The organism is Kitasatospora sp. NPDC096204 (genome assembly GCF_044763205.1).
Taxonomy (GTDB): Bacteria; Actinomycetota; Actinomycetes; order Streptomycetales; family Streptomycetaceae; genus Kitasatospora.
In genome coordinates this window covers 42,551-65,155 of sequence record NZ_JBIWFT010000010.1, presented here as the reverse complement: position 1 = coordinate 65,155, position 22,605 = coordinate 42,551, and the positions used below count along the sequence as shown (strand labels likewise).

At 71.0% G+C, this 22,605-nt stretch carries 19 protein-coding genes; 5 read left to right on the top strand and 14 right to left on the bottom strand.

Annotated elements, in window-relative coordinates:
• Nucleotides 1–68 precede the first annotated feature (68 nt).
• Genes zwf through pgl form a run of 3 tightly spaced genes read left to right on the top strand, consistent with a single transcriptional unit; the run spans nt 69 to nt 3,498 of the window.
• Nucleotides 69–1,607, top strand: coding sequence for a glucose-6-phosphate dehydrogenase (zwf, locus tag ACIQ87_RS13190; protein WP_402405801.1), 1,539 nt, complete (start codon nt 69–71; stop codon nt 1,605–1,607).
• Nucleotides 1,604–2,713: a glucose-6-phosphate dehydrogenase assembly protein OpcA gene (gene opcA, locus ACIQ87_RS13185; RefSeq protein ID WP_402405553.1), complete on the top strand. Its 1,110-nt coding sequence runs from the start codon at nt 1,604–1,606 to the stop codon at nt 2,711–2,713. Before zwf ends, opcA begins: the two co-directional genes overlap by 4 nt.
• Nucleotides 2,710–3,498 carry a 6-phosphogluconolactonase gene (gene pgl, locus ACIQ87_RS13180; protein ID WP_402405552.1) on the top strand — a complete coding sequence of 263 codons (789 nt, stop codon included), beginning with the start codon at nt 2,710–2,712 and terminating at the stop codon, nt 3,496–3,498. The genes opcA and pgl overlap by 4 nt, the downstream gene beginning before the upstream one ends.
• 89 nt (nt 3,499–3,587) lie before the next feature.
• Here the strand turns inward: pgl and ACIQ87_RS13175 are convergent, their stop codons facing one another.
• The 11 genes from ACIQ87_RS13175 to uvrA all read right to left on the bottom strand — a co-directional run bounded on the left by ACIQ87_RS13175 (nt 3,588) and on the right by uvrA (nt 16,686).
• Entirely contained in the window at nt 3,588–3,875 is a 288-nt protein-coding gene (locus ACIQ87_RS13175; protein WP_223245297.1) for an RNA polymerase-binding protein RbpA, read from the bottom strand.
• Nucleotides 3,876–4,080: 205 nt separating this feature from the next.
• Nucleotides 4,081–4,317: a preprotein translocase subunit SecG gene (gene secG, locus ACIQ87_RS13170; protein WP_402405551.1), complete on the bottom strand. Its 237-nt coding sequence runs from the start codon at nt 4,315–4,317 to the stop codon at nt 4,081–4,083.
• An 87-nt stretch (nt 4,318–4,404) separates the two neighbouring features.
• The gene (gene tpiA / locus ACIQ87_RS13165; RefSeq protein ID WP_402405549.1) at nt 4,405–5,190 is read right to left on the bottom strand and encodes a triose-phosphate isomerase; all 786 of its coding nucleotides are present in this window, start codon (nt 5,188–5,190) and stop codon (nt 4,405–4,407) included.
• Nucleotides 5,191–5,195: 5 nt separating this feature from the next.
• On the bottom strand, nt 5,196–6,407 hold the full coding sequence (locus ACIQ87_RS13160; protein WP_402405548.1) for a phosphoglycerate kinase: 1,212 nt from the start codon (nt 6,405–6,407) through the stop codon (nt 5,196–5,198).
• Nucleotides 6,408–6,561: 154 nt separating this feature from the next.
• Nucleotides 6,562–7,569: a type I glyceraldehyde-3-phosphate dehydrogenase gene (gap, locus tag ACIQ87_RS13155; RefSeq protein ID WP_392878528.1), complete on the bottom strand. Its 1,008-nt coding sequence runs from the start codon at nt 7,567–7,569 to the stop codon at nt 6,562–6,564.
• A gap of 360 nt (nt 7,570–7,929) precedes the next feature.
• Nucleotides 7,930–8,910 (bottom strand): DNA-binding protein WhiA, encoded by a 981-nt coding sequence (gene whiA / locus ACIQ87_RS13150; protein ID WP_360340925.1) that lies wholly within the window; start codon nt 8,908–8,910, stop codon nt 7,930–7,932.
• Entirely contained in the window at nt 8,901–9,998 is a 1,098-nt protein-coding gene (gene yvcK / locus ACIQ87_RS13145; protein WP_402405799.1) for a uridine diphosphate-N-acetylglucosamine-binding protein YvcK, read from the bottom strand. The genes whiA and yvcK overlap by 10 nt, the downstream gene beginning before the upstream one ends.
• Before the next feature lie 63 nt (nt 9,999–10,061).
• A complete protein-coding gene (gene rapZ / locus ACIQ87_RS13140) occupies nt 10,062–10,946 on the bottom strand; it encodes an RNase adapter RapZ (RefSeq protein ID WP_380455137.1) in 885 nt (294 codons plus the stop codon).
• 118 nt (nt 10,947–11,064) lie between these two features.
• Nucleotides 11,065–13,116: an excinuclease ABC subunit UvrC gene (uvrC, locus tag ACIQ87_RS13135; protein WP_402405546.1), complete on the bottom strand. Its 2,052-nt coding sequence runs from the start codon at nt 13,114–13,116 to the stop codon at nt 11,065–11,067.
• A 93-nt stretch (nt 13,117–13,209) separates the two neighbouring features.
• Complete coding sequence (locus ACIQ87_RS13130; protein ID WP_402405544.1) at nt 13,210–13,647, bottom strand: Rieske (2Fe-2S) protein; 438 nt, start codon at nt 13,645–13,647, stop codon at nt 13,210–13,212.
• Between the two features lie 126 nt (nt 13,648–13,773).
• Entirely contained in the window at nt 13,774–16,686 is a 2,913-nt protein-coding gene (gene uvrA, locus ACIQ87_RS13125; protein ID WP_402405542.1) for an excinuclease ABC subunit UvrA, read from the bottom strand.
• A 269-nt stretch (nt 16,687–16,955) separates the two neighbouring features.
• Here uvrA and ACIQ87_RS13120 point away from each other — a divergent pair, with 269 nt between their 5' ends.
• Both ACIQ87_RS13120 and ACIQ87_RS13115 read left to right on the top strand, forming a co-directional pair.
• Nucleotides 16,956–17,708: a maleylpyruvate isomerase family mycothiol-dependent enzyme gene (locus ACIQ87_RS13120; protein WP_402405540.1), complete on the top strand. Its 753-nt coding sequence runs from the start codon at nt 16,956–16,958 to the stop codon at nt 17,706–17,708.
• Nucleotides 17,709–17,753: 45 nt separating this feature from the next.
• Nucleotides 17,754–18,407 carry an MBL fold metallo-hydrolase gene (locus tag ACIQ87_RS13115; RefSeq protein ID WP_402405538.1) on the top strand — a complete coding sequence of 218 codons (654 nt, stop codon included), beginning with the start codon at nt 17,754–17,756 and terminating at the stop codon, nt 18,405–18,407.
• Between the two features lie 73 nt (nt 18,408–18,480).
• Here the strand turns inward: ACIQ87_RS13115 and ACIQ87_RS13110 are convergent, their stop codons facing one another.
• From ACIQ87_RS13110 to uvrB, 3 genes are all read right to left on the bottom strand, one after another.
• The gene (locus ACIQ87_RS13110; protein ID WP_402405536.1) at nt 18,481–19,470 is read right to left on the bottom strand and encodes a TerC family protein; all 990 of its coding nucleotides are present in this window, start codon (nt 19,468–19,470) and stop codon (nt 18,481–18,483) included.
• A gap of 192 nt (nt 19,471–19,662) precedes the next feature.
• The gene (locus tag ACIQ87_RS13105; protein ID WP_402405534.1) at nt 19,663–20,241 is read right to left on the bottom strand and encodes a TerD family protein; all 579 of its coding nucleotides are present in this window, start codon (nt 20,239–20,241) and stop codon (nt 19,663–19,665) included.
• Nucleotides 20,242–20,507: 266 nt separating this feature from the next.
• On the bottom strand, nt 20,508–22,598 hold the full coding sequence (gene uvrB, locus ACIQ87_RS13100; RefSeq protein ID WP_402405532.1) for an excinuclease ABC subunit UvrB: 2,091 nt from the start codon (nt 22,596–22,598) through the stop codon (nt 20,508–20,510).
• Nucleotides 22,599–22,605: the final 7 nt, after the last annotated feature.

Below are 22,605 nucleotides of genomic sequence, written 5' to 3'. Positions count from 1 at the left end.
AGCCAGCGCACGAAAGCGGAGCCCATCAAGTGAGCACTGATTTCCCCGAGTTGACACCGGAATCGGACGTGGACGATCTCCCGCCCGCGGCCGTCAACCCGCTTCGTGACCCCTCCGACCGGCGGCTCCCGCGCATCGCGGGGCCGTCCGGTCTGGTCATCTTCGGGGTCACCGGCGACCTGTCCCGCAAGAAGCTGATGCCGGCCATCTACGACCTGGCCAACCGCGGTCTGCTTCCGCCGGGCTTCTCCCTCGTCGGCTTCGCCCGCCGCGAGTGGGACGACGAGGACTTCGCAAAGGAGGTCCACGACGCCGTCCGGGACCACGCCCGCACCCCGTTCCGGGAGGAGGTCTGGCAGCAGCTCGCCAAGGGCATGCGCTTCGTCCACGGGACGTTCGACGACGACGACGCCTTCGACAAACTGCGCGAGACCATCGAGGAGCTGGACAAGGCCCAGGGCACCGGCGGCAACTTCGCCTTCTACCTGTCCGTCCCGCCGAAGTTCTTCCCGACCGTCGTCCAGCAGCTCAAGAAGCACGGCCTGGCCGACCCGCCGCAGGGCTCCTGGCGCCGCGCGGTCATCGAGAAGCCCTTCGGCCACGACCTGGAGAGCGCCCAGGAGCTCAACAAGGTCGTCCACGAGGTCTTCCCCCGGGACGAGGTCTTCCGGATCGACCACTACCTGGGCAAGGAGACGGTCCAGAACATCCTGGCGCTGCGCTTCGCCAACCAGATGTTCGAGCCGATCTGGAACCGGTCGTACGTCGACCACGTGCAGATCACCATGGCCGAGGACATCGGCATCGGCGGCCGGGCCGGCTACTACGACGGCATCGGCTCCGCCCGTGACGTCATCCAGAACCACCTGCTCCAGCTGATGGCGCTCACCGCCATCGAGGAGCCCGCCTCCTTCCACCCGAAGGCGCTGGTGGCCGAGAAGCTCAAGGTGCTCAGCGCCGTCAAGCTCCCGGCCGACCTCGGCCGGCACACCGTGCGCGGCCAGTACGCCTCGGGCTGGCAGGGCGGCGAGGAGGTCGTCGGCTACCTGGACGAGGACGGGATCGACCCCGAGTCCAAGACCGACACCTACGCGGCCATCAAGCTGGAGATCAACAACCGCCGCTGGGCGGGCGTCCCGTTCTACCTGCGGACCGGCAAGCGCCTGGGCCGCCGGGTCACCGAGATCGCGGTCGTCTTCCAGCGCGCCCCGTACCTGCCCTTCGACTCCTACGCGACCGAGGAGCTGGGGCAGAACGCCCTGGTCATCCGGGTCCAGCCGGACGAGGGCGTGACGGTGCGGTTCGGCTCCAAGGTGCCGGGCACCTCCTTCGAGGTCCGGGACGTCACGATGGACTTCGCCTACGGCGAGTCCTTCACGGAGTCCAGCCCGGAGGCGTACGAGCGGCTCATCCTCGACGTGCTGCTCGGCGACGCCAACCTGTTCCCGCGCCACCAGGAGGTCGAGCTCTCCTGGCAGATCCTCGACCCGATCGAGAAGTACTGGGACAGCCACGGCAAGCCCGCCCAGTACGCGGCGGGGACCTGGGGCCCCGTCGAGGCGGACGAGATGCTCGCACGAGACGGCAGGAGCTGGCGCCGGCCATGAAGATCGACCTCACCAACACGACGTCCAGCAAGATCAACGCCGCGCTGATGGAGGCGCGCCGGGCCCGCGGCTCCGGCGCCGCCGGCATGGTGCTCACCCTGGTGATAGTGACCGACGAGGGCAGCGCCTACGACGCCCTCAAGGCCGCCAACGACGCCTCCCGCGAGCACCCGATGCGCACCCTCGCGGTGATCAAGCGCGCCGGGCGCTCGCCCCGGGCGCGGGCCGAGACCCGGCTGGACGCCGAGATCCTGGTCGGCTCGGACGCCGGTTCCGGCGAGACGGTCGTCCTGCGGATGCACGGCGAACTCGCCTCGCACGCCCAGTCGGTGGTCCTGCCGCTGCTGCTGCCGGACGCCCCGACCGTCGTCTGGTGGCCGGACAACGCGCCGCACCACCCGGCGCAGGACCCGCTGGGCTCGATCGCCCAGCGCCGGATCACCGACGCCGTCACCGCGGAGTCCCCGGTCGGCCAGCTCGCCCAGCGCGCCCAGAGCTACACCCCGGGCGACACCGACCTGGCCTGGACCCGGATCACCGGCTGGCGCTCGATGCTCGCCGCCGCGCTGGACCAGCGGCCGTCCACGATCGTCTCCGCGGTCGTCGAGGGCGAGTCCTACAACCCCAGCGTCGAGCTGCTCGGCCTCTGGCTGGCCAACCGGCTGCACGTGCCGGTCGAGCGGGTCGTCACCAACGGCCCCGGCATCACCGCGGTGCACCTGCGCACCAAGGACGGGGACATCACCCTGGACCGCCCGGACGGCCTGCTGGGCACGCTGTCCATGCCCGGCTCGCCGGACCGCCAGGTGGCGCTCAAGCGGCGCGAGACCTCGGAGCTGATCGCCGAGGAGCTGCGCCGACTGGACCCGGACGACATCTACGCGACGGCCGTGCGCACGCCCGTCGAGCGGCTGCAGGAACCGGCCAACGCCGAGACCGAGGCGGCCGAGAAGGTCGCCCGCGAGCTCGCCGAGGAGGCCGAGGTCGCCGTCGAGGAGGCCGCCGAGGCCGCCGTGGCCAACCCGGAGCGGGTGACCGCCGAGGCGGCGGAGCGCAAGCCCGCGCGCAAGGCCGCCGGCAAGCGCACCACCAAGGAAGGCGCATGACCAACGCGACCCCGCAGCTGGTCGTCCACCGGGACAAGGAGCTGATGGCCCAGGCGGCCGCGGCCCGGCTGATCACCCGGATCGTGGACGCCCAGGCCGCCCGCGGCAGCGCCTCGGTGGTGCTCACCGGCGGTCGCAACGGCAACGCCCTGCTGGCCGCGATCGCCGCCTCCCCGGCGCGCGACGCGGTCGACTGGGGCCGGCTGGACCTCTGGTGGGGCGACGAGCGCTTCCTGCCCGCCGCCGACCCGGAGCGCAACGCCGTCCAGGCCCGCGCCGAGCTGCTGGACGCCGTCCCGCTCGACCCGGCGCGGGTGCACGAGATGCCCGCCTCGGACGGGGTGGACGGCTCGGACGTGGAGGCCGCCGCCGCCCGCTACGCCGAGGAGCTGGCGAAGGCGGCCGGGCCGGGCGACCGGCTCGGCGTCCCGGCCTTCGACGTGCTGCTGCTCGGCGTCGGCCCGGACACCCACGTCGCCTCGCTCTTCCCCGAGCACCCGGGCGTACGGGAGACCGAGCTGACCGTGGTCGGCGTTCGCGGGGCCCCCAAGCCCCCGCCGGTGCGCATCTCGCTCACCCTCCCGGCGATCCGCACCGCCCGCGAGGTCTGGCTGCTGGCCGCCGGCGAGGACAAGGCGGGCGCGGTCGCGCTGGCCCTGTCCGGCCCCGGCGAGCTCCAGGCGCCCGCCTCCGGCGCGTACGGCCGCAGCCGCACCCTGTGGCTGCTGGACCGCGCCGCCGCGGAGCGGATCCCGCCGCAGCTCTACCCGCCGGCCTCCGCGTAACCGGATCCGGCAACGCCGAAGGGCGCCACCGTCGTTCGACGGTGGCGCCCTTCGTGCTGTTGCCGTTGTCCGGGCCGGAGCCGTTCCGCTCAGATCTCGCCGCGGAGCTTCGCGAGCGCCTCCGCCAGGATCGCCTCGCCGTCGGCGTCGGTGCGCCGCTCACGGACGTAGGCGAGGTGGGTCTTGTACGGCTCGTTGCGCGAGGGCGCCGGCGGGTTGTGCTGGTCCTGCCCCGCGGGGAAGCCGCAGCGCGGGCAGTCCCAGGTCTCCGGGATCGCCGCTTCGGCGGCGAAGCTGGGACGGGTCTCGTGCTTGTTCGCGCACCAGAAGGAGATCCGGTTGCGCGGGGCGGACTCGCCGCGTTCCGCCTCGCCCATCGGGCCGGCCCCGACCCTGCTGCCACGGATGGCATTGCCACTTGCCACGGTCTGACTCCCTGCGTACTGGTGCGCCGACCCGCCGCGGTGCGCGTCGGTGGCGAAAGTCGTCCTAGTGTAAGCAGGAGTTAAGCATCCGCCACCATCGCCTCCGCACCCGACCGTCCCAGGATAGGCGCTCGGGAGACGGGGCGTCAGGGATACGTCAGCTCTGGTACTTCAGCACCAGGCCCAGGATGATGATGCTCGCGAACCATCCCGAGCCGACCACGATGGTGATGCGGTCCAGGTTGCGCTCGGCCACCGCCGAGCCGCCGCCGGTGGACATCGCGCCACCGCCGAACATGTCGGACAGGCCGCCGCCCTTCCCCTTGTGCAGCAGCACCAGCAGGATCATCAGCAGACTGAAGATGATCAGGGCAATCGAGAACCCGAGAACCACGACGGGACCAACTCTCTCGTATCTTCGGCGAAGGGGCCGGGCCGCGTACGGCGGTCCGGCCCCAAAGCCTACGTTGCTGCGGCGGCGTTAGCCTACTGCCTGCTCACGGTAGCGCACGATCTTGACGAACTCGTCGGCGTCCAGCGAGGCACCGCCGACCAGGCCGCCGTCGATGTCGGGCTTGGCCATCAGACCGGCCGCGCTCGACGACTTCACCGAACCGCCGTACAGCACCCGGACCTTGTCGGCCAGCTCGGCGTCGTACAGCTCGGCGATCCGCTTGCGGATGGCGGCGCAGACCTCCTGCGCGTCCTCCGGGGTGGCCACCTCGCCGGTGCCGATCGCCCAGACCGGCTCGTAGGCGACCACGATCGACTCGGCCTGGTGGGCCGGGACGTCGGCCAGGCCGCCGTCCAGCTGCGCCAGGGTGTACTCGACGTGGGTGCCGGCCTTGCGGATCTCCAGCGGCTCGCCGACGCACAGGATCGGGGTGATCCCGGCGCGGTAGGCGGCCTTCACCTTGGCGTTGACGATCTCCTCGTTCTCGCCGTGGTACTGGCGGCGCTCGGAGTGGCCGATCACCGCGTAGGTGCACTTGAGCTTGGCCAGCATCGGGCCGGAGACCTCGCCGGTGTAGGCCCCGCCGTCGTGCTGCGAGATGTCCTGCGAGCCGTACTTGATCTTCAGCTTGTCGCCGTCGACCAGGGTCTGCACCGAGCGCAGGTCGGTGAACGGCACCAGGACGGCGACCTCGACGGCCTCGTAGTCCTTGTCGGCCAGCGCGAAGGCCAGCTTCTGGGTGTGCTGGATGGCCTCAAGGTGGTTGAGGTTCATCTTCCAGTTGCCCGCCATCAGCGGGAGACGGTCGGTCATGTGTTTCAGTCCTCCAGAGCGGCGAGACCGGGGAGGGTCTTGCCCTCCAGGTACTCGAGGCTGGCGCCGCCGCCGGTCGAGATGTGCCCGAACTTCGTCTCGTCGAAGCCCAGGATGCGGACGGCCGCGGCGGAGTCGCCGCCGCCGACCACGGTGAACGCGTTGCTGTCGATCAGGGCCTGGGCGACGGCCTTGGTGCCGTTCGCGTAGTCCGGGTGCTCGAAGACGCCCATCGGACCGTTCCAGAACACGGTGCCCGCGTCGGCCAGCTTGGCCGCGTACAGCTCGCGGGTCTTCGGGCCGATGTCCAGGCCCTCCTCGTCGGCCGGGATCTTGTCCGAGTCGACGGTCGAGGGGTTCGCCGGGGCCTTGGTCTTGAGGTCCGGGAAGTCGGCGGAGACCAGGACGTCCACCGGCAGCACGAACTCGACGCCGCGCTTCTCGGCCTCGGCCAGGTAGCCGAGGACGGTCGGGATCTGGTCCTCCTGCAGCAGCGAGATGCCGACCTCGTGGCCCTTGGCCTTGAGGAAGGTGTACGCCATGCCGCCGCCGATCAGGATCCGGTCGGCCTTCTTCAGCAGGTTGTCGATCACACCGAGCTTGTCGGAGACCTTGGCGCCGCCGAGCACCACCACGTACGGGCGGGCCACGTCCTCGGTGAGCTTCTTCAGCACGCCGACCTCGGTGGCGATCAGGTCGCCCGCGGCGTGCGGCAGGCGGGCCGGCAGGTCGAAGACCGAGGCGTGCTTGCGGTGCACGGCGCCGAAGCCGTCGCCCACGTACAGGTCGGCCAGCGCGGCCAGCCGGTCGGCGAAGGCGCCGCGCTCGGCGTCGTCCTTGCTGGTCTCGCCGGCGTTGAAGCGCAGGTTCTCCAGCAGCGCGACCTCGCCGTTCACCAGCGCGGCCACGACGGCCTTCGCGCTGTCGCCGACGGTGTCGCCGGCGAAGGCGACGTCCTTGCCGAGGATCTCGCCGAGGCGCTTGGCCGCCGGGGCGAGCGAGAACTTCGGGTCCGGCTCGCCCTTGGGGCGGCCGAGGTGCGAGGCGACGACGACCTTCGCGCCGGCCTCGGCCAGCTTGGCGATGGTCGGCGCGACGGCGCGGATCCGGCCGTCGTCGGTGATCTTGTCACCCTCCAGCGGCACGTTCAGGTCGGCGCGCACGAAGACGCGCTTGCCTTCGACGCCGGCTTCGATGAGCTCTTCGATGGTCTTCACGGGGATTCGGTTTCTCCTGGGGAGATGGTTGATGCGCAGTGAGGCGGCACGGCGCAGGGGCCGCCTGAGAAGTCCTTGAGCGCGGAACGAGGGCCCGGTCGGCACCGTACGCCGTCCGGGCCCTCGCCCCTACATCACGTCAGCTCCCGCAAGGTCAGAGCTGCCCGCCGACGAGGGCGACCAGGTCGACGACGCGGTTCGAGTAGCCCCACTCGTTGTCGTACCAGCCGAGCACCTTGACCTGGTTGCCCTGGACCATGGTGAGGCTGGAGTCGAAGATGCAGGAGGCCGGGTCGTTCACGATGTCCGAGGAGACGATCGGGTCCTCGGTGTAGGCCAGGATGCCCTTGAGCGGGCCCTCCTGCGCGGCCTTCTGGAAGGCCGCGTTGACCTCGTCCTTGGTGACCTCGCGCTCCAGGGTGACGACCAGGTCCGTGATGGAGCCGGTCGGGACCGGGACGCGCAGCGAGGTGCCGTCCAGCTTGCCCTTCAGCTCCGGCAGGACCAGGGCGGTCGCCTTGGCGGCACCGGTCGACGTCGGGATGATGTTCTGCGAGGCCGCACGAGCACGGCGCAGGTCCTTGTGCGGGAAGTCCAGGGTGACCTGGTCGTTGGTGAACGCGTGGACGGTGGTCATCAGACCCTTGACGATGCCGAAGCTCTCGTTCAGCACCTTCGCCATCGGCGCCACGCAGTTGGTGGTGCAGGAGGCGTTGGAGATGACGTGGTGGTTGGCGGCGTCGTACTTCTCGTCGTTGACACCCAGGACGATGGTGACGTCCTCGTCGGTGGCGGGCGCCGAGATGATGACCTTCTTCGCGCCGGCGGCGAGGTGCTTCTTCGCGGCCTCGGCCTTGGTGAAGATACCGGTGGACTCGACGACGATGTCGGCGCCCAGGGCGGCCCACGGGAGGTTCGCGGGGTCACGCTCGGCGGTCACCTTGAAGGTGTGGCCGTCGACGGTGATGCTGTCCGCGGTGTGCGAGACCTCGCCCGGGAAGGTACCCAGGGTGGTGTCGTACTTGAGCAGGTGTGCCAGGGTCTTCGTGTCGGTGAGGTCGTTGACACCGACGATCTCGATGTCCGCGCCCTGGGCCTTGACCGCGCGGAAGAAGTTGCGGCCGATGCGGCCGAAGCCGTTGATGCCTACCCGGATCGTCACGAACCGATCTCCTCGTTAGGTACGCCGGGCGCGAGGCCCGGCGGGGGTGAGATTTGGGAAGTCCCCGACCGCCTACGACCCTACCCCTCCGGGGCCTCGCACGGCACATCGCACCGCCTGCCGAGACCGGGCGTGGCGCGGCCGAAACCCGATTTCAGGCCGTCCGGCCTTGCTTCGCCGGGCAGTTGGTCCCGGGCCAGTGGTCTCTACCAATTCGGGAGTGCCGGCGGGTCCGGAAACCCGTCCGGGACGCCCTCCGCGGCCCCGTCCTGGAAGCCGCCGGACGGCGGTCCCGGAACGCCGACGGCCGGCGCCCCGGGAGCGGGGTGCCGGCCGTGTGTTCGTCACGGAACGTGAACGTCAGTTCAGCGCCATCTCGTCGGTGAGGCTCGCCTCGGTGCTCGGCAGGCCGAGCTCGGAGGCCCGCTTGTCGGCCATCGCCAGCAGCCGGCGGATCCGGCCGGCCACCGCGTCCTTGGTCAGCGGCGGGTCGGCGAGCGCGCCCAGCTCCTCCAGCGAGGCCTGCTTGTGCTGCATCCGCAGCTGGCCGGCCGCGGCCAGGTGCTCCGGCACCTCGTCGCCGAGGATCTCCAGCGCGCGGGCCACCCGGGCGCCGGCCGCCACCGCGGCGCGGGCCGAGCGGCGCAGGTTGGCGTCGTCGAAGTTGGCCAGCCGGTTGGCGGTGGCGCGCACCTCGCGCCGCATCCGGCGCTCCTCCCAGGCGAGCACCGACTCGTGCGCGCCGAGCCGGGTCAGCAGGGCGCCGATCGCGTCGCCGTCGCGGATCACCACCCGGTCCACGCCGCGCACCTCGCGGGCCTTGGCCGGGATGCCGAGCCGGCGGGCGGCGCCGACCAGGGCGAGGGCGGCCTCGGAGCCGGGGCAGGTGATCTCCAGCGAGGAGGAGCGGCCCGGCTCGGTGAGCGAGCCGTGCGCCAGGAAGGCCCCGCGCCAGGCCGCCTCGGCGTCGCAGGTGGCCCCGGAGACGACCGCCGGGGGCAGGCCCCGGATCGGGCGGCCGCGGCCGTCCACGAGCCCGGTCTGGCGCGCGAGCAGCTCGCCGTCCTTGACCACCCGGACCACGAAGCGGCTGCCGCGGCGCAGCCCGCCGGGGGCCATCACCACGAGGTCCGAGGAGTGCCCGAAGATCTCCAGCAGGTCCTTGCGCAGCCGCCGTGCCGCCGCTCCGGTGTCCAGCTCCGCCTCGATCACGATGCGGCCGCTCACGATGTGCAGCCCGCCCGCGAAACGCAGGATCGCCGACACCTCCGCCTTGCGACAGCAGGCCCGGGTGACCGGGAGCCGGCTGATCTCGTCCTTCACCGCTGGAGTCATCGCCATGGCCCGATCCTTCCATGTGTCCGGAAAATCCGGTCGTACGCTGCCGCCAACAGCTCGGGGTCGTGTCGCGGTGTCCCGTCGGTACGGGCCACCGAGCCGAGCACCAGAGCCGCGCCCATCCGCTCGGCGGCCTTCTCCAGGCCGTCCAGGTCGGCCTGGCCGAAGGCCCCGCCGGTGACGGCGCGCTCGTCCACCAGGATCGCATCCACCACGAGGTCCGGAGCGTGGTCGGCGATGACCTCCAGGTGGCGCTGGGGGGTGAAGCCCTCGGTCTCGCCGGGCTGGGGGGCCAGGTTCAGGGTGAGCAGGCGGCGGGCGCGGGTCTCGGTGAGCGCCTTGGCCAGGTCGGGCACCAGCAGGTGCGGCAGCACGCTGGTGAACCAGGAGCCGGGGCCGAGCACCACCCAGTCCGCCTCCCGGACGGCGGTGACCGCCTCCGGGACGGCGGGCGGCCCGTCCGGCAGCAGCCGGATCGACTGCACGGTGCCCGGGGTCACCGCGACGTCGGCCTGGCCGCGGACCGCCGTGACCTCGGCGGGGTACCGCGGGTCGTGGCCGCGGACGGTCGCCTCGATGTCCAGCGGCACCGCCGACATCGGCAGCACCCGGCCCTGCACGTTGAGCAGCCGGCCGACCCAGTCCAGTGCCGCCACCGGGTCGCCGAGCTTCTCCCAGAGCGCGACGATCAGCAGGTTGCCGACGGCGTGGCCGCCGAGCTCGCCGTTGCCGGTGAAGCGCTGCTGGATCACCTCGGACCAGGTGCGGCCCCAGTCGTCGTCCCCGCACAGCGCGGCCAGCGCCTTGCGCAGGTCGCCGGGGGGCAGCACGCCGAGCTCCTCGCGCAGCCGGCCGCTGGAGCCGCCGTCGTCGGCGACGGTGACCACGGCGGTGAGGTCGGTGGTGAGCCGGCGCAGCGCGGACAGCGAGGCGGACAGGCCCTGGCCGCCGCCGAGCGCGGCGATCCTGGGCGCCGGATTGGCGCGGGCGGGACTGCTGCGCGGGCGGCCCGGCGCCGTGGGCCGGGCCGGGCTGCCCGCCCGGTCACCGGTCCTGCTCTGCGGCTGCCGCCCGGGCACGTATCCCGCCACAATCACCTCGCGTTCCTCGGCCCGCCGACCACTCCACCGGCGGGCCCGGCAGGGAGGCGGCGGTTACTCCCGTCCCATGTCACGGTGAACGAGCACCGTCTCGACTCCGTCGGCGATGAGACGCTTGGTCAGACGCTCGGACATGGCGACGCTGCGGTGCTTGCCACCGGTGCAGCCTACGGCAAGCGTCATGTAGCGCTTCCCCTCGCGGCGGTATCCCTCGGTGATGACGCGCAGCAGCTGGGCGTAACCGTCCAGGAACTCGTTGGCTCCGGGCTGCTGGAAGACGTAGTCGGCGACGTCCGCGTCGGTGCCGGTGCGGGCCCGCAGTTCGGGCACCCAGTGCGGGTTGGGCAGGAAGCGGCAGTCCACCACGAGGTCGGCGTCGACGGGCAGGCCGTACTTGAAGCCGAAGGACATCACGGTGGCGCGCAGCTCGGGCTCGTCGTGGTCGGCGAACTGGGCGTCCAGCTTGGCGCGCAGCTGGTGCACGTTGAGGTTGGAGGTGTCGATCACCAGGTCGGCCTCGCCGCGCAGGTCGCGCAGCAGGTCGCGCTCCTGGGCGATGCCGTCCACGATCCGGCCGTCGGCCTGCAGCGGGTGCGGGCGGCGGACGCTCTCGAAGCGGCGCACCAGCGCCTCGTCGGAGGAGTCCAGGAAGACGACCCGGAGCCGGACGCCGCGCTTCTCCAGCTCGTCCAGCGAGGTGAGCAGGTCGTCGAAGAACTGCCGGCCGCGGACGTCCACGACCACGCCGATCCGGGCGACGTTGCCCTGGGAACGGGCGCCCAGGTCGACCATGGTCGGGATCAGGGCCGGCGGCAGGTTGTCTACCACGAACCAGCCGAGGTCCTCCAGGCACTTGGCGGCGGTGGAGCGGCCGGCTCCGGACATGCCGGAGATGATCACCAGCTCCGGCGCGTTCTCGGCCACGTCTGACACGGTCACTTCGGTTCCCCGCTCTCGGTCTTTCTGCTGGGGAGAACGCGTACGGCTCGGCCGCCCTTCCCCGGCCCGGGCAGGCGGGCGGGGCCGGGGCACACCGGCTGACGGGCGGCGTCGGCCGTCATGGCGTCTCCTGGGATGGTGCGGTCTGGGGTGCTGCTGCCACCGGCTCGGTAGTCTCGTCGACCCCGTCCTCGATGATCTCGCCGGTCGCGGTGTTGACCGCGGGTGCGGCGGGTGTACGGGACGACAACGCCTCCGCAACAGTCTGCGCGGTGCGGCGTCCGATGCCGGGTACCTCGCAGAGCTCGTCCACGGTGGCGGCCCTGAGCTTCTTCAGCGAACCGAAGTGCTTGAGCAGCGCCCGGCGGCGAGTCTCGCCGAGGCCCGGGACGGAGTCCAGTTCCCCGGCGGTGAGTCGCTTGGAACGCTTGTTGCGCTGATAGCTGATCGCGAAGCGGTGCGCCTCGTCGCGGACCCGCTGGAGCAGGTAGAGGCCCTCGCTGGAGCGGGGCAGCACCACCGGGTCGTCCTCGCCGGGCAGCCAGACCTCCTCCAGGCGCTTGGCCAGGCCGCACAGCGCGACGTCGTCGATGCCGAGCTCGTCCAGGGCACGTCTGGCGGCGGCGACCTGCGGCTGTCCGCCGTCGACGACCAGCAGCTGGGGCGGGTAGGCGAAGCGCTTGGGGCGGCCGTCCTCGGTGCGCGGGCCGTCCTCGGGCCCGTCGTCCTCCAAGGGGCCCTCCCCGGGCTCGGGGACGGCCCACTCGCCGGTCTGCTCGCGCTCCTGGAGGTAGCGGCGGAAGCGCCGGCTGATCACCTCGTGCATGGAGCGGACGTCGTCCTGGCCCTCGAAGCCCTTGATCTGGAAGCGCCGGTACTCGCTCTTGCGGGCCAGGCCGTCCTCGAAGACGACCATGGAGGCGACCACGTCCTCGCCCTGGAGGTGGGAGATGTCGTAGCACTCGATGCGCAGCGGGACGGAGTCCAGCTCCAGCGCGTCGGCGATCTCCTGGAGGGCGCGGCTGCGGGTGGTGAGGTCGGAGGCGCGCTTGGTCTTGTGCAGCGCGAGCGCCTGCTGGGCGTTGCGCTGCACGGTGGCCATCAGGTCCTTCTTGTCGCCGCGCTGGGGGATCCGCAGGTCGACCTGGCTGCCGCGCAGGCCGCCGAGCCAGTCGCGCAGCGGCTCCACCGGGTCGGGCAGGGCGGGGACGAGCACCTCGCGCGGGACGGACTCGCCGCCGCCGTAGAGCTGCTGGAGGGCGTGCTCGACCAGGCCGGCGGTGTCGACGTCCTCGACCTTGTCGGTGACCCAGCCGCGCTGGCCGCGCACCCGGCCGCCGCGGACGTGGAAGATCTGCACGGCGGCTTCGAGTTCGTCCTCGGCGACGGCCAGCAGGTCGGCGTCGGTGGCGTCGGCGAGCACGATGGCGTTCTTCTCCATCGCGCGCTTGAGGGCGCCGATGTCGTCCCGCAGCCGGGCCGCCTTCTCGTACTCCAGGTCGGCGGCGGCCTCGCGCATCTGCTCTTCCAGCCGGCGCAGGTAGTTGCCGGTGCGCCCGGCCATGAAGTCGCAGAAGTCCTCGGCCAGCGCCCGGTGTTCGTCCGCCGAGACCTTGCCGACGCAGGGCGCGGCGCACTTGCCGATATAGCCGAGGAGGCAGGGCCGGCCGACCTGGCGGGCGCGCTTGAAAACGCCGTTGGAGCAGGTGCGGACGGGGAAGACGCGCAGCAGCAGGTCGACCGTCTCGCGGATCGCCCAGGCGTGGCCGTACGGGCCGAAGTAGCGCACGCCCTTCTTGTGCGCCCCGCGCATCACCTGGACCCGCGGGTACTCCTCGTTGAGGGTGACGGCGAGTTCCGGATAGCTCTTGTCGTCGCGGTACTTGACGTTGAACCGCGGGTCGAACTCCTTGATCCAGGAGTACTCCAGCTGGAGCGCCTCGACCTCGGTGCCGACCACGGTCCACTCCACCGAGGCGGCGGTGGTGACCATGGTCGCGGTGCGTGGGTGGAGGCCGGCCAGGTCCTGGAAGTAGGAGGACAGGCGCGGCCGCAGGCTCTTGGCCTTGCCGACGTAGATGACCCGGCCGTGGGCGTCACGGAACCGGTAGACGCCGGGGGACGTCGGGATCGCACCGGGCGCGGGGCGGTAGGTGCTCGGGTCAGCCATGGGTCCACCGTACCGACTGCGGCCGGGGCCGCGGGGCGGAGATCGTCAGGGGGGACCGTGGCGGTCGTGAGGCGGTCAACTCGGTCAACTCGGTCAGCTCGGGGTCACCTTGAGGTTGCCGCCCTCGACCGTGACGGTGTAGGCGGGCAGCGGGGTGGAGGCCGGTCCGTCCTGCACGGCGCCGTCGGCGATGGCGAAGCGGCTGCCGTGGCAGGGGCACTGGATCTGGGCGTTCTTCACCTGGTCCACGAGGCAGCCGGCGTGGGTGCACCGGGCGTTGAACGCCTTGTACTGGCCGGCGGTGGGCTGGGTCACCACGATCTTCTGCTCGCGGTAGACCTTGCCGCCGCCCTCCGGCACGGCCGAGGCCGGGCCGAGGTCGACCGGGCCCTTGAGGGCGCCCTTGTCGGAGGAGGACGAGGAAGAGCATCCGCTGACCGCCACGGTGCCGCCGGCCGCCAGGACGGCCGCGGCCCCGCAGAGCAGGGTGCGGCGGGAGGCGGCGGGGCTGGTCTCGGGGGCCTCGGACATCGGTGCGCTCCTACGGTTTGCTGCTGCTGCGAGGGACCACGGAAGTCTATGCGGCGCCCGCCCCGCCGTTCCCGGGGCGCCCCTGACTGTCAGGGTGACCGGGAACGGCGGGGCGGGCGGGCGGCGCTACTTCTTCGCGGCGGCCGCGCGCTTGCGCGGCGCCTTCTTCGCCGGGGCGGCGGCCGGGGCGTCCGTGAAGCCGGCCGGCAGGATGTCCCGCAGGAACTTGCCGGTGTGGCTCTCGGGGACGGCGGCGATCTGCTCCGGGGTGCCCTCGGCGACCACCGTGCCGCCGCCGGAGCCGCCTTCGGGGCCCATGTCGACGACCCAGTCGGCGGTCTTGATCACATCGAGGTTGTGCTCGATGACGATCACCGTGTTGCCCTTGTCGACCAGCCCGCTGAGCACCTTGATCAGCTTGCTGATGTCCTCGAAGTGCAGGCCGGTGGTGGGCTCGTCCAGCACGTAGACCGTCCGCCCGGTGGAGCGCTTCTGGAGCTCCGAGGCGAGCTTGACGCGCTGCGCCTCGCCGCCGGACAGGGTGGGCGCGGACTGGCCGAGCCGGACGTAGCCGAGGCCGACGTCGTTGAGCGTCCGCAGGTGCCGGGCGATCGCCGGGACGGCCTCGAAGAAGTCCAGCGCCTCCTCGATCGGCATGTCCAGCACCTCGGCGATGGACCTGCCCTTGTAGTGGACCTCCAGCGTCTCCCGGTTGTACCGGGCGCCGTGGCAGACCTCGCACGGCACGTAGACGTCCGGCAGGAAGTTCATCTCGATCTTGATGGTGCCGTCGCCCGAGCAGTTCTCGCAGCGGCCGCCCTTGACGTTGAAGGAGAACCGGCCGGGCAGGTAGCCGCGGACCTTGGCCTCCTGCGTCTCCGCGAAGAGCCGGCGGACGTGGTCGAACACCCCGGTGTAGGTGGCCGGGTTGGAGCGCGGGGTACGGCCGATCGGCGACTGGTCGACGTGCACCACCTTGTCCACCTGGTCGGTGCCGGTGATCCGGGTGTGCCGGCCGGGCACGCTGCGGGCGCCGTTCAGCTCCCGGGCGAGGTGGGTGTACAGGATGTCGTTGACCAGCGTCGACTTGCCGGAGCCGGAGACGCCGGTGATCGCCGTGAAGGTGCCGAGCGGGAAGCCGACCGTGACGTCCTTGAGGTTGTGCTCGCGGGCGCCGTGGACGGTCAGCTGGCGCTTCTTGTCCCGCTCGCGGCGGGCGTCCGGGATCGGGATGGACCGCTTGCCGGAGAGGTACTGGCCGGTCAGCGACTCCTTGTTGGTGAGCAGCTGCTTCAGCGAACCGGAGTGCACCACCTTGCCGCCGTGCTCGCCGGCGCCCGGGCCGATGTCGACCACCCAGTCCGCGGTCTTGATGGTGTCCTCGTCGTGCTCCACGACGATCAGGGTGTTGCCGATGTCGCGCAGCCGCACCAGCGTCTCGATCAGCCGGTGGTTGTCCCGCTGGTGCAGGCCGATGGACGGCTCGTCCAGCACGTACAGCACGCCGACCAGGCCGGAGCCGATCTGGGTGGCCAGCCGGATGCGCTGGGCCTCGCCGCCGGACAGGGTGCCGGCCGCGCGGTCCAGCGAGAGGTAGTCCAGGCCGACGTCGACCAGGAAGCGCAGCCGCTCGTTGACCTCCTTGAGGACCCGCTCGGCGATCTGCTTGTCCCGGGCGTTGAGCTTCATCGCGCCCAGGAACTCGGAGCAGTCGCTGATCGACATCGAGGAGACGTCGGCGATCGACTTGTCCTGGACGGTGACCGCGAGCACCACCGGCTTGAGCCTGGTGCCCCGGCACGTCGGGCAGGGCACCTCGCGCATGTAGCCCTCGAAGCGCTCGCGGCTGCTGTCGCTCTCCGCCTCGGTGTGCCGGCGCTGGATGAACGGGATCGCGCCCTCGAAGCCGGTGCTGTACGAGCGCTCCCGGCCGAAGCGGTTGCGGTAGCGGACCTGCACCTGGTGCTTGTGCCCGTGCAGCAGCGCCTTCTTGGCCCGGGCGGGCAGCCCGGCCCAGGGGATGTCGGTGCGGAAGCCGAGCTCCTCGGCCAGCGCGTCGATCAGGCGCTGGAAGTACTCCTTGGCGTGCCCGGCCGACCACGGGTGGATCGCGCCCTCGTCGAGCGAGCGCTCGACGTCCGGCACGACCAGCTCCGGGTCGACCTCCATCCGGTTGCCCAGGCCCGAGCAGTCCGGGCAGGCGCCGAAGGGCGAGTTGAAGGAGAACGAGCGCGGCTCCAGCTCCTCGAACGACACGTCGTCGTACGGGCAGTAGAGGTGCTCGGAGTACATCCGCTCGCGCTCCGGGTCGTCCTCGGGGAGGTCGACGAAGTCGAGGACGACCATGCCGCCGGACAGCCGCAGGGCCGTCTCCACCGAGTCGGTGAGCCGCCGCTTGGCGCTGTCCTTGACGGTCAGGCGGTCGATCACCACCTCGATGGTGTGCTTCTCCTGCTTCTTGAGCTTCGGCGGCTCGGCGAGCTGGATCGTCTCGCCGTCGACGCGGGCGCGGGAGTAGCCCTTGGACTGGAGGTCGGCGAAGAGGTCGACGAACTCGCCCTTGCGCTCGCGCACCACCGGGCTCAGCACCTGGAATCGGGTGCCTTCGGCGAGCTCCAGCACCTTGTCGACGATCGCCTGCGGCGACTGCTTGGCGATCGGGCGGCCGCAGTGCGGACAGTGCGGCTTGCCGATCCGGGCGAACAGCAGACGCAGGTAGTCGTAGACCTCGGTGATGGTGCCGACGGTCGAACGGGGGTTGCGGTTGGTGGACTTCTGGTCGATCGAGACGGCCGGGGAGAGGCCTTCGATGAAGTCCACGTCGGGCTTGTCCATCTGCCCGAGGAACTGACGGGCGTAGGAGGACAGCGACTCGACGTAGCGGCGCTGGCCCTCGGCGAAGATCGTGTCGAAGGCGAGCGAGGACTTGCCGGAGCCGGAGAGGCCCGTGAAGACGATGAGGGAGTCGCGGGGCAGGTCGAGCGAGACGTTCTTGAGGTTGTGCTCACGAGCACCGCGGACGATGAGGCGGTCGGCCACTGCTTCTGGCGCCTTTCTCCGGGGCGAGACGGCTTGCGGTGTGTATCGGTACTTCTTCCAGGATGCGGCAGCAAGCCTATAGCTCAGACGTTCGAATATCGACTCTGTCCAGCGGGGACCACCCGAACGAGTGATGGCCACCCCGGGACGGTCCGCACCCGGACCGAAATACCCCCTGCTCAGGGCCCCGATTCGGCGGTAGCGTCGCCTGGTCAACGAGCGAAGCCCCGCTTGGGCAACGCGCCGTCTCGTCACAGAAGGCAGATTCGATGACCGACCCGCAGCCGACCGACCCGCAGTCCGCCGCCGCCTCCGCCGCCCGGCACCTCGCCCAGGTCGAGGAGAGCACCCGGCACCTGCTGCACACCGCGGCCGAACTGAAGCCCGAGGCCCTCGCCGAACCCTCCGCGCTGCCCGGCTGGACCCGCGGCCACGTGCTGGCCCACCTCGCCCGCAACTCCGACTCCCTGGTCAACCTGCTGACCGGCGCCCGCACCGGCACCGACATCCCCCAGTACGCCAGCCACGAGGCCCGCGACGAGGGCATCGAGCGCGACGCGCCGCGGCCGCTGGAGGTCCAGCTCGCCGACCTGCGCGACTCCCACGCCCGCTTCGCCGAGGCCGCCGCGCTGCTGGGCCCCGAGGCCTGGGCCGCCCAGGTCAGGCACCGCTTCGGCTACGTCTTCCCGGCCTGCGACATCCCGGCCAAGCGCGTGGTGGAGCTGGAGTACCACCACGTCGACCTGGACGCCGGGTACACCCCCGCGCACTGGCCGGAGCCCTTCGCCGTCGCCCAGTTCCGCAAGCTCGCCGGGGGGCTGGCCGAGGAGGCCGGGCTGTCCGCCGTCGAGCTGGTCTCGGACGACACCGGGGACCGCGCCGTGATCGGCACCGGCGAGGTGTCCCTGACCGTCGAGGGCCCGGTCCGCGCGCTGACCGCCTGGCTCTCCGGCCGCTCCGCCGGGGACGGCCTGCGCCGCACCCCCGACACCGCCCTCCCCCAGCTTCCCCCGATGGGCTGACGGCGCGAGGATGATCCCAGGAGCCACTGCAGAGGGAGCGAACGGATGACGTACCACGGAGCGGTCAAGGTCGGCGGAGCGCCGGACGTGCGGGAACTGGCCCACCTGATCATCACCAAGGTGGCCGTCGGCCCGTACGACAACAACGCCTACCTGCTGCGCTGCCGGGCCACCGACGAGCAGCTCCTGATCGACGCGGCCGCCGACGCGCCGGTGCTGCTGGAGACCGTCGGGGACGACCTCGAGACGGTGGTCACCACCCACCGGCACCACGACCACTGGGGCGCGCTGGCCGAGGTCGTCGCCACCACCGGTGCCCGGACGGCCGCCGGCGAGCACGACGCCGAGGGCATCGACGTCCCCACCGAGCTGCTGCTCGCCGACGGCGACAAGCTGCGGGTCGGCGACGTGGAGCTGACCGTCCGGCACCTGGTCGGCCACACCCCCGGCGCGATCGTGCTGGTCTACGACGACCCGCAGGGCCACCCGCACGTCTTCACCGGCGACTGCCTGTTCCCCGGCGGCGTGGGCAACACCTGGGGGGACCCGGAGGCCTTCAGGTCCCTCTACCGGGACGTCACCGGGAAGATCTTCGACGTCCTGCCGGACGAGGCCTGGGTCTACCCCGGCCACGGCAACGACACCACCCTCGGGGCCGAGCGCCCGCACCTCGAGGAGTGGCGCGAGCGCGGCTGGTAGCCCGCCCCGCCCGAACGGCCGGGGCCCCCGCGACCGGTGGCGGTCGCGGGGGCCCCGGCGTGCTCCCAGCGGATCAGGCCTCGAGCTTCTCGCGCTCCTCGCGCTCCTCGCGCTCGGCCTTCTTCGAGGCCCGCAGGCTGGTGAAGGTGGTGATCGCCAGCACCACCACGATGAAGCCCAGCGAGAACGGGATGCCGATCTCCGGGGCCCACGTCGCGCCGGCCTCGTGGGCGGCGTGCAGCACCAGCTTCACGCCGATGAAGCCGAGGATCACCGACAGGCCGTACGACAGGTGGACCAGCTTCTTCAGCAGGCCGCCGATCAGGAAGTACAGCTGGCGCAGCCCCATCAGGGCGAAGGCGTTGGCGGTGAAGACGATGTACGGGTCCTGGGTCAGACCGAAGATCGCCGGGATCGAGTCCAGCGCGAACAGCACGTCGGTGGTGCCGATCGCCAGCATGACGATCAGCATCGGGGTGATCAGCCGGCGGCCGTTCTCCCGGACGAACAGCCGGGTGCCGCGGTAGTCCTCGGTGGCCGGGAAGCGGCGGGTGATCGACTTGAGGACGCGGTTCTCCTCGAACTCCTCCTCGCCCTCCTCCTCGGCGCGGGCCTCCTTGATCAGCTTCCAGGCCGTCCAGATCAGGAAGCCGCCGAAGACGAAGAACACCCAGGAGAACTCGGAGACCAGCGCGGCGCCGCCGGCGATGAACACCGCCCGGAGCACCAGCGCGATGATCACACCGAACATCAGCACGCGCTGCTGGTAGATCCTGGGCACCGCGAACTTGCCCATGATCAGGATGAACACGAAGAGGTTGTCGACACTGAGCGACTTCTCGGTGATGTAGCCGGCGAAGAACTCACCGGCGGGCTCCCCGCCGGAGTGCCACCAGAGGAAGCCACCGAAGAGCACCGCGAGGGCGACCCAGACGGCCGTCCAGATCCCGGCCTCCTTGATCGAGACCTCGTGCGGCTTGCGCCCTCCGATGAAGAAGTCGGCCACGATCAGTGCGATCAGCACCAGGATCGTGGAAACCCACATGGTCATGGAAACGTCCACTACTGCTCCTCCGGCAGGTAGGCGAGACAGTCATCGTCACTTGCCGGAGGTCTCTTCCGCCCATCGGGCCAGCGCCCCGGGGTGCCACGACGGGCACCCGTGATGACGGGGTCGGCTGTCGAGGAATACTCCCCTCCGCTGCCAACGAGAGTAACAGGAAGGGCAAAGAAAGGTAAAGAAGGTAAAGAACCGTCAGAGGAACGGCTCGATCGCCGGCAGCAGGTCCTGGAAGGTGCGCCCCTTGGCCGGTGCGCCGATCGCCTGCATCTCCCAGCCGCCGTTGCCGCCCCGGACCACCTTGGCCATGATCTGCCCGGTGTGCGGCCCGCCGCCCGCCAGCTCGTAGCGGGCCAGCTCCAGCCCCGTGGTCTCGTCCACCAGCCGGCAGTGCGCCCGCTGCACCTCGGCGAAGGTCTGCCCGGTGTACGAGCTCACCGTGAACACCACCTGGGTGATGTTCACCGGCACGTGCACGAGGTCGACCAGGATCGCCTCGTCGTCCTCGGCCCCCGAGCCGCCCTCCAGGTTGTCCCCGGTGTGCCGAACGGAGCCGTCGTTGCTCTCCAGGTGCGAGAAGAACACCACGTCGGACGGGGTCTTCTCGGCGTACAGCAGCGCCGAGGCGTCCAGGTCGATCTTCCGGGTGCGGCTGCCGAACAGCCCGCGCTTGGGGGCCGCCTGCCAGCCCAGGGCCATCCGCACCACGGTCAGGGCGCCGCCCTGCCCCTTCTGGAGGCTGACCTTCTGGCCCTTGGCCAGGTTCACCGACACGACGTTGTCCTCTCTGCCGGCCGCGCGGTCACACCCGCGCGGCTCCACGGTGGAACACCCCGTCGCCGTCCCCCGGCTGAGGCCCCCTCTGCGTACGGCCCGCCATCCCGTCCCGAGGGCACGGTGCCGCAGGCCAGCCTAGGGCCTGCGGCACCCCGCCCTCCCCCGGGTTTCCCCGTTTGTGGCAAGGCTGAGACACCTGTGGTCTTGACCGGTGCCATTCCGGCCAAGACCGTTCACCGCGCGGAGGCTCCCCTCCGGTGTGCCTACGCCACACCGGCCTCGCGCATCTGCCGCAGTTCCCTCTTCAGCTCCTTGACCTCGTCGCGCAGCCGGGCCGCGACCTCGAACTGGAGGTCGGCGGCGGCCGTGTGCATCCGGTCGGTCATCTCCTGGATCAGGTCCGCCAGCTCGGCGGCCGGCCGGGACTTGCCCGGCTTGCGCTCCGCGCCCAGCGCCGGCACCGGGGCCTTGCCCTTGCCCTGGTTGCGGTAGCCGGTGGAGAGCAGCTCATCGGTGTCGACGTCCTCGCGGGCGAGGGTGTCCAGGATGTCGCCGATCTTCTTGCGCAGCGGCTGCGGGTCGATCCCGTGCTTCTTGTTGTAGGCCTGCTGCACGGCCCGGCGGCGGTTGGTCTCGTCGATGGCCTTCTCCATCGCGGGGGTGATCTTGTCCGCGTACATGTGGACCTGACCGGAGACGTTGCGGGCCGCGCGGCCGATCGTCTGGATCAGCGAGGTGCCGGAGCGCAGGAAGCCCTCCTTGTCCGCGTCCAGGATCGCCACCAGCGACACCTCGGGCAGGTCCAGGCCCTCGCGCAGCAGGTTGATGCCGACCAGCACGTCGAACCGGCCCGCCCGCAGCTCGCGCAGCAGCTCCACCCGGCGCAGGGTGTCGACGTCGCTGTGCAGGTACCGGACCCGGATGTCCAGGCCGAGCATGTAGTCGGTGAGGTCCTCGGCCATCTTCTTGGTCAGCGTGGTGACCAGGACGCGCTCGTCCCGCTCGACCCGCTTGCGGACCTCGTGCACCAGGTCGTCGATCTGGCCCTCGGTCGGCTTGACGATCACCTCGGGGTCGATCAGGCCGGTCGGGCGGATGATCTGCTCGACCTGGCCGTCGCCGCGCGACAGCTCGTACGGGCCCGGCGTCGCCGAGAGGTAGACGGTCTGGCCGATCCGCTCCAGGAACTCCTCCCACTTCAGCGGGCGGTTGTCCATCGCGGAGGGCAGCCGGAAGCCGTGCTCGACCAGGGTGCGCTTGCGCGAGGCGTCGCCCTCGTACATCGCGCCGATCTGCGGGACGGTGACGTGCGACTCGTCGATGACCAGGAGGAAGTCCTCCGGGAAGTAGTCGAGCAGGGTGTTCGGCGGGGAGCCGGGCTCGCGGCCGTCGAAGTGCATCGAGTAGTTCTCGACGCCCGAGCAGGTGCCGATCTGGCGCAGCATCTCGATGTCGTACGTGGTGCGCATCCGCAGCCGCTGGGCCTCCAGCAGCTTGCCCTGCTTCTCCAGCTTGGCGAGGGTCCGCGTCAGCTCCGCCTCGATGCCGTTGATCGCGCGCTCCATGCGCTCGGGACCGGCCACGTAGTGCGAGGCGGGGAAGACGTGGAGGGAGGCGTCCTGGCTGATGATCTCGCCGGTGAGCGGGTGCAGGGTGTACAGCGCCTCGATCTCGTCGCCGAACATCTCGATCCGGACGGCCAGCTCCTCGTAGACCGGGAAGATCTCGATGGTGTCCCCGCGGACCCGGAAGGTGCCGCGGGTGAAGGCCACGTCGTTGCGGGCGTACTGGATGTCGACGAAGCGGCGCAGCAGGTCGTCACGGTCGATCTCCTGACCGACCTTCAGCCGCACCATGCGGTCCACGTACTCCTGCGGGGTGCCGAGGCCGTAGATGCAGGAGACCGAGGCGACCACGACCACGTCCCGGCGGGTGAGCAGCGAGTTGGTCGCCGAATGCCGCAGCCGCTCGACCTCCTCGTTGATCGAGGAGTCCTTCTCGATGTAGGTGTCCGTCTGCGGGACGTACGCCTCGGGCTGGTAGTAGTCGTAGTACGAGACGAAGTACTCGACCGCGTTGTTCGGCAGCAGCTCGCGGAACTCGTTGGCCAGCTGGGCGGCCAGCGTCTTGTTCGGCGCCATCACCAGGGTGGGCCGCTGGAGCTTCTCGATCATCCAGGCCGTGGTGGCCGACTTGCCGGTGCCGGTGGCACCGAGCAGCACGACGTCCTTCTCCCCTCCCCTGATCCGCCGCTCCAGTTCGGCGATCGCCGCCGGTTGGTCTCCGTTCGGCTGGAAGGGGCTGACGACCTCGAAGGGCGCCACGGACCGCTCAATACTCGTGATGGGACGCACCACTCAA

Coding starts and splice junctions, on each gene's coding strand:
- ACIQ87_RS13115 (WP_402405538.1), top strand. CDS start 17,754: ATGACGTACCACGGAGCGGTCAAGGTCGGCGGAGCGCCGGACGTGCGG.
- pgl (WP_402405552.1), top strand. CDS start 2,710: ATGACCAACGCGACCCCGCAGCTGGTCGTCCACCGGGACAAGGAGCTG.
- ACIQ87_RS13120 (WP_402405540.1), top strand. CDS start 16,956: ATGACCGACCCGCAGCCGACCGACCCGCAGTCCGCCGCCGCCTCCGCC.
- ACIQ87_RS13175 (WP_223245297.1), bottom strand. CDS start 3,875: ATGGGCGAGGCGGAACGCGGCGAGTCCGCCCCGCGCAACCGGATCTCC.
- whiA (WP_360340925.1), bottom strand. CDS start 8,910: ATGGCGATGACTCCAGCGGTGAAGGACGAGATCAGCCGGCTCCCGGTC.
- uvrC (WP_402405546.1), bottom strand. CDS start 13,116: ATGGCTGACCCGAGCACCTACCGCCCCGCGCCCGGTGCGATCCCGACG.
- opcA (WP_402405553.1), top strand. CDS start 1,604: ATGAAGATCGACCTCACCAACACGACGTCCAGCAAGATCAACGCCGCG.
- tpiA (WP_402405549.1), bottom strand. CDS start 5,190: ATGACCGACCGTCTCCCGCTGATGGCGGGCAACTGGAAGATGAACCTC.
- ACIQ87_RS13130 (WP_402405544.1), bottom strand. CDS start 13,647: ATGTCCGAGGCCCCCGAGACCAGCCCCGCCGCCTCCCGCCGCACCCTG.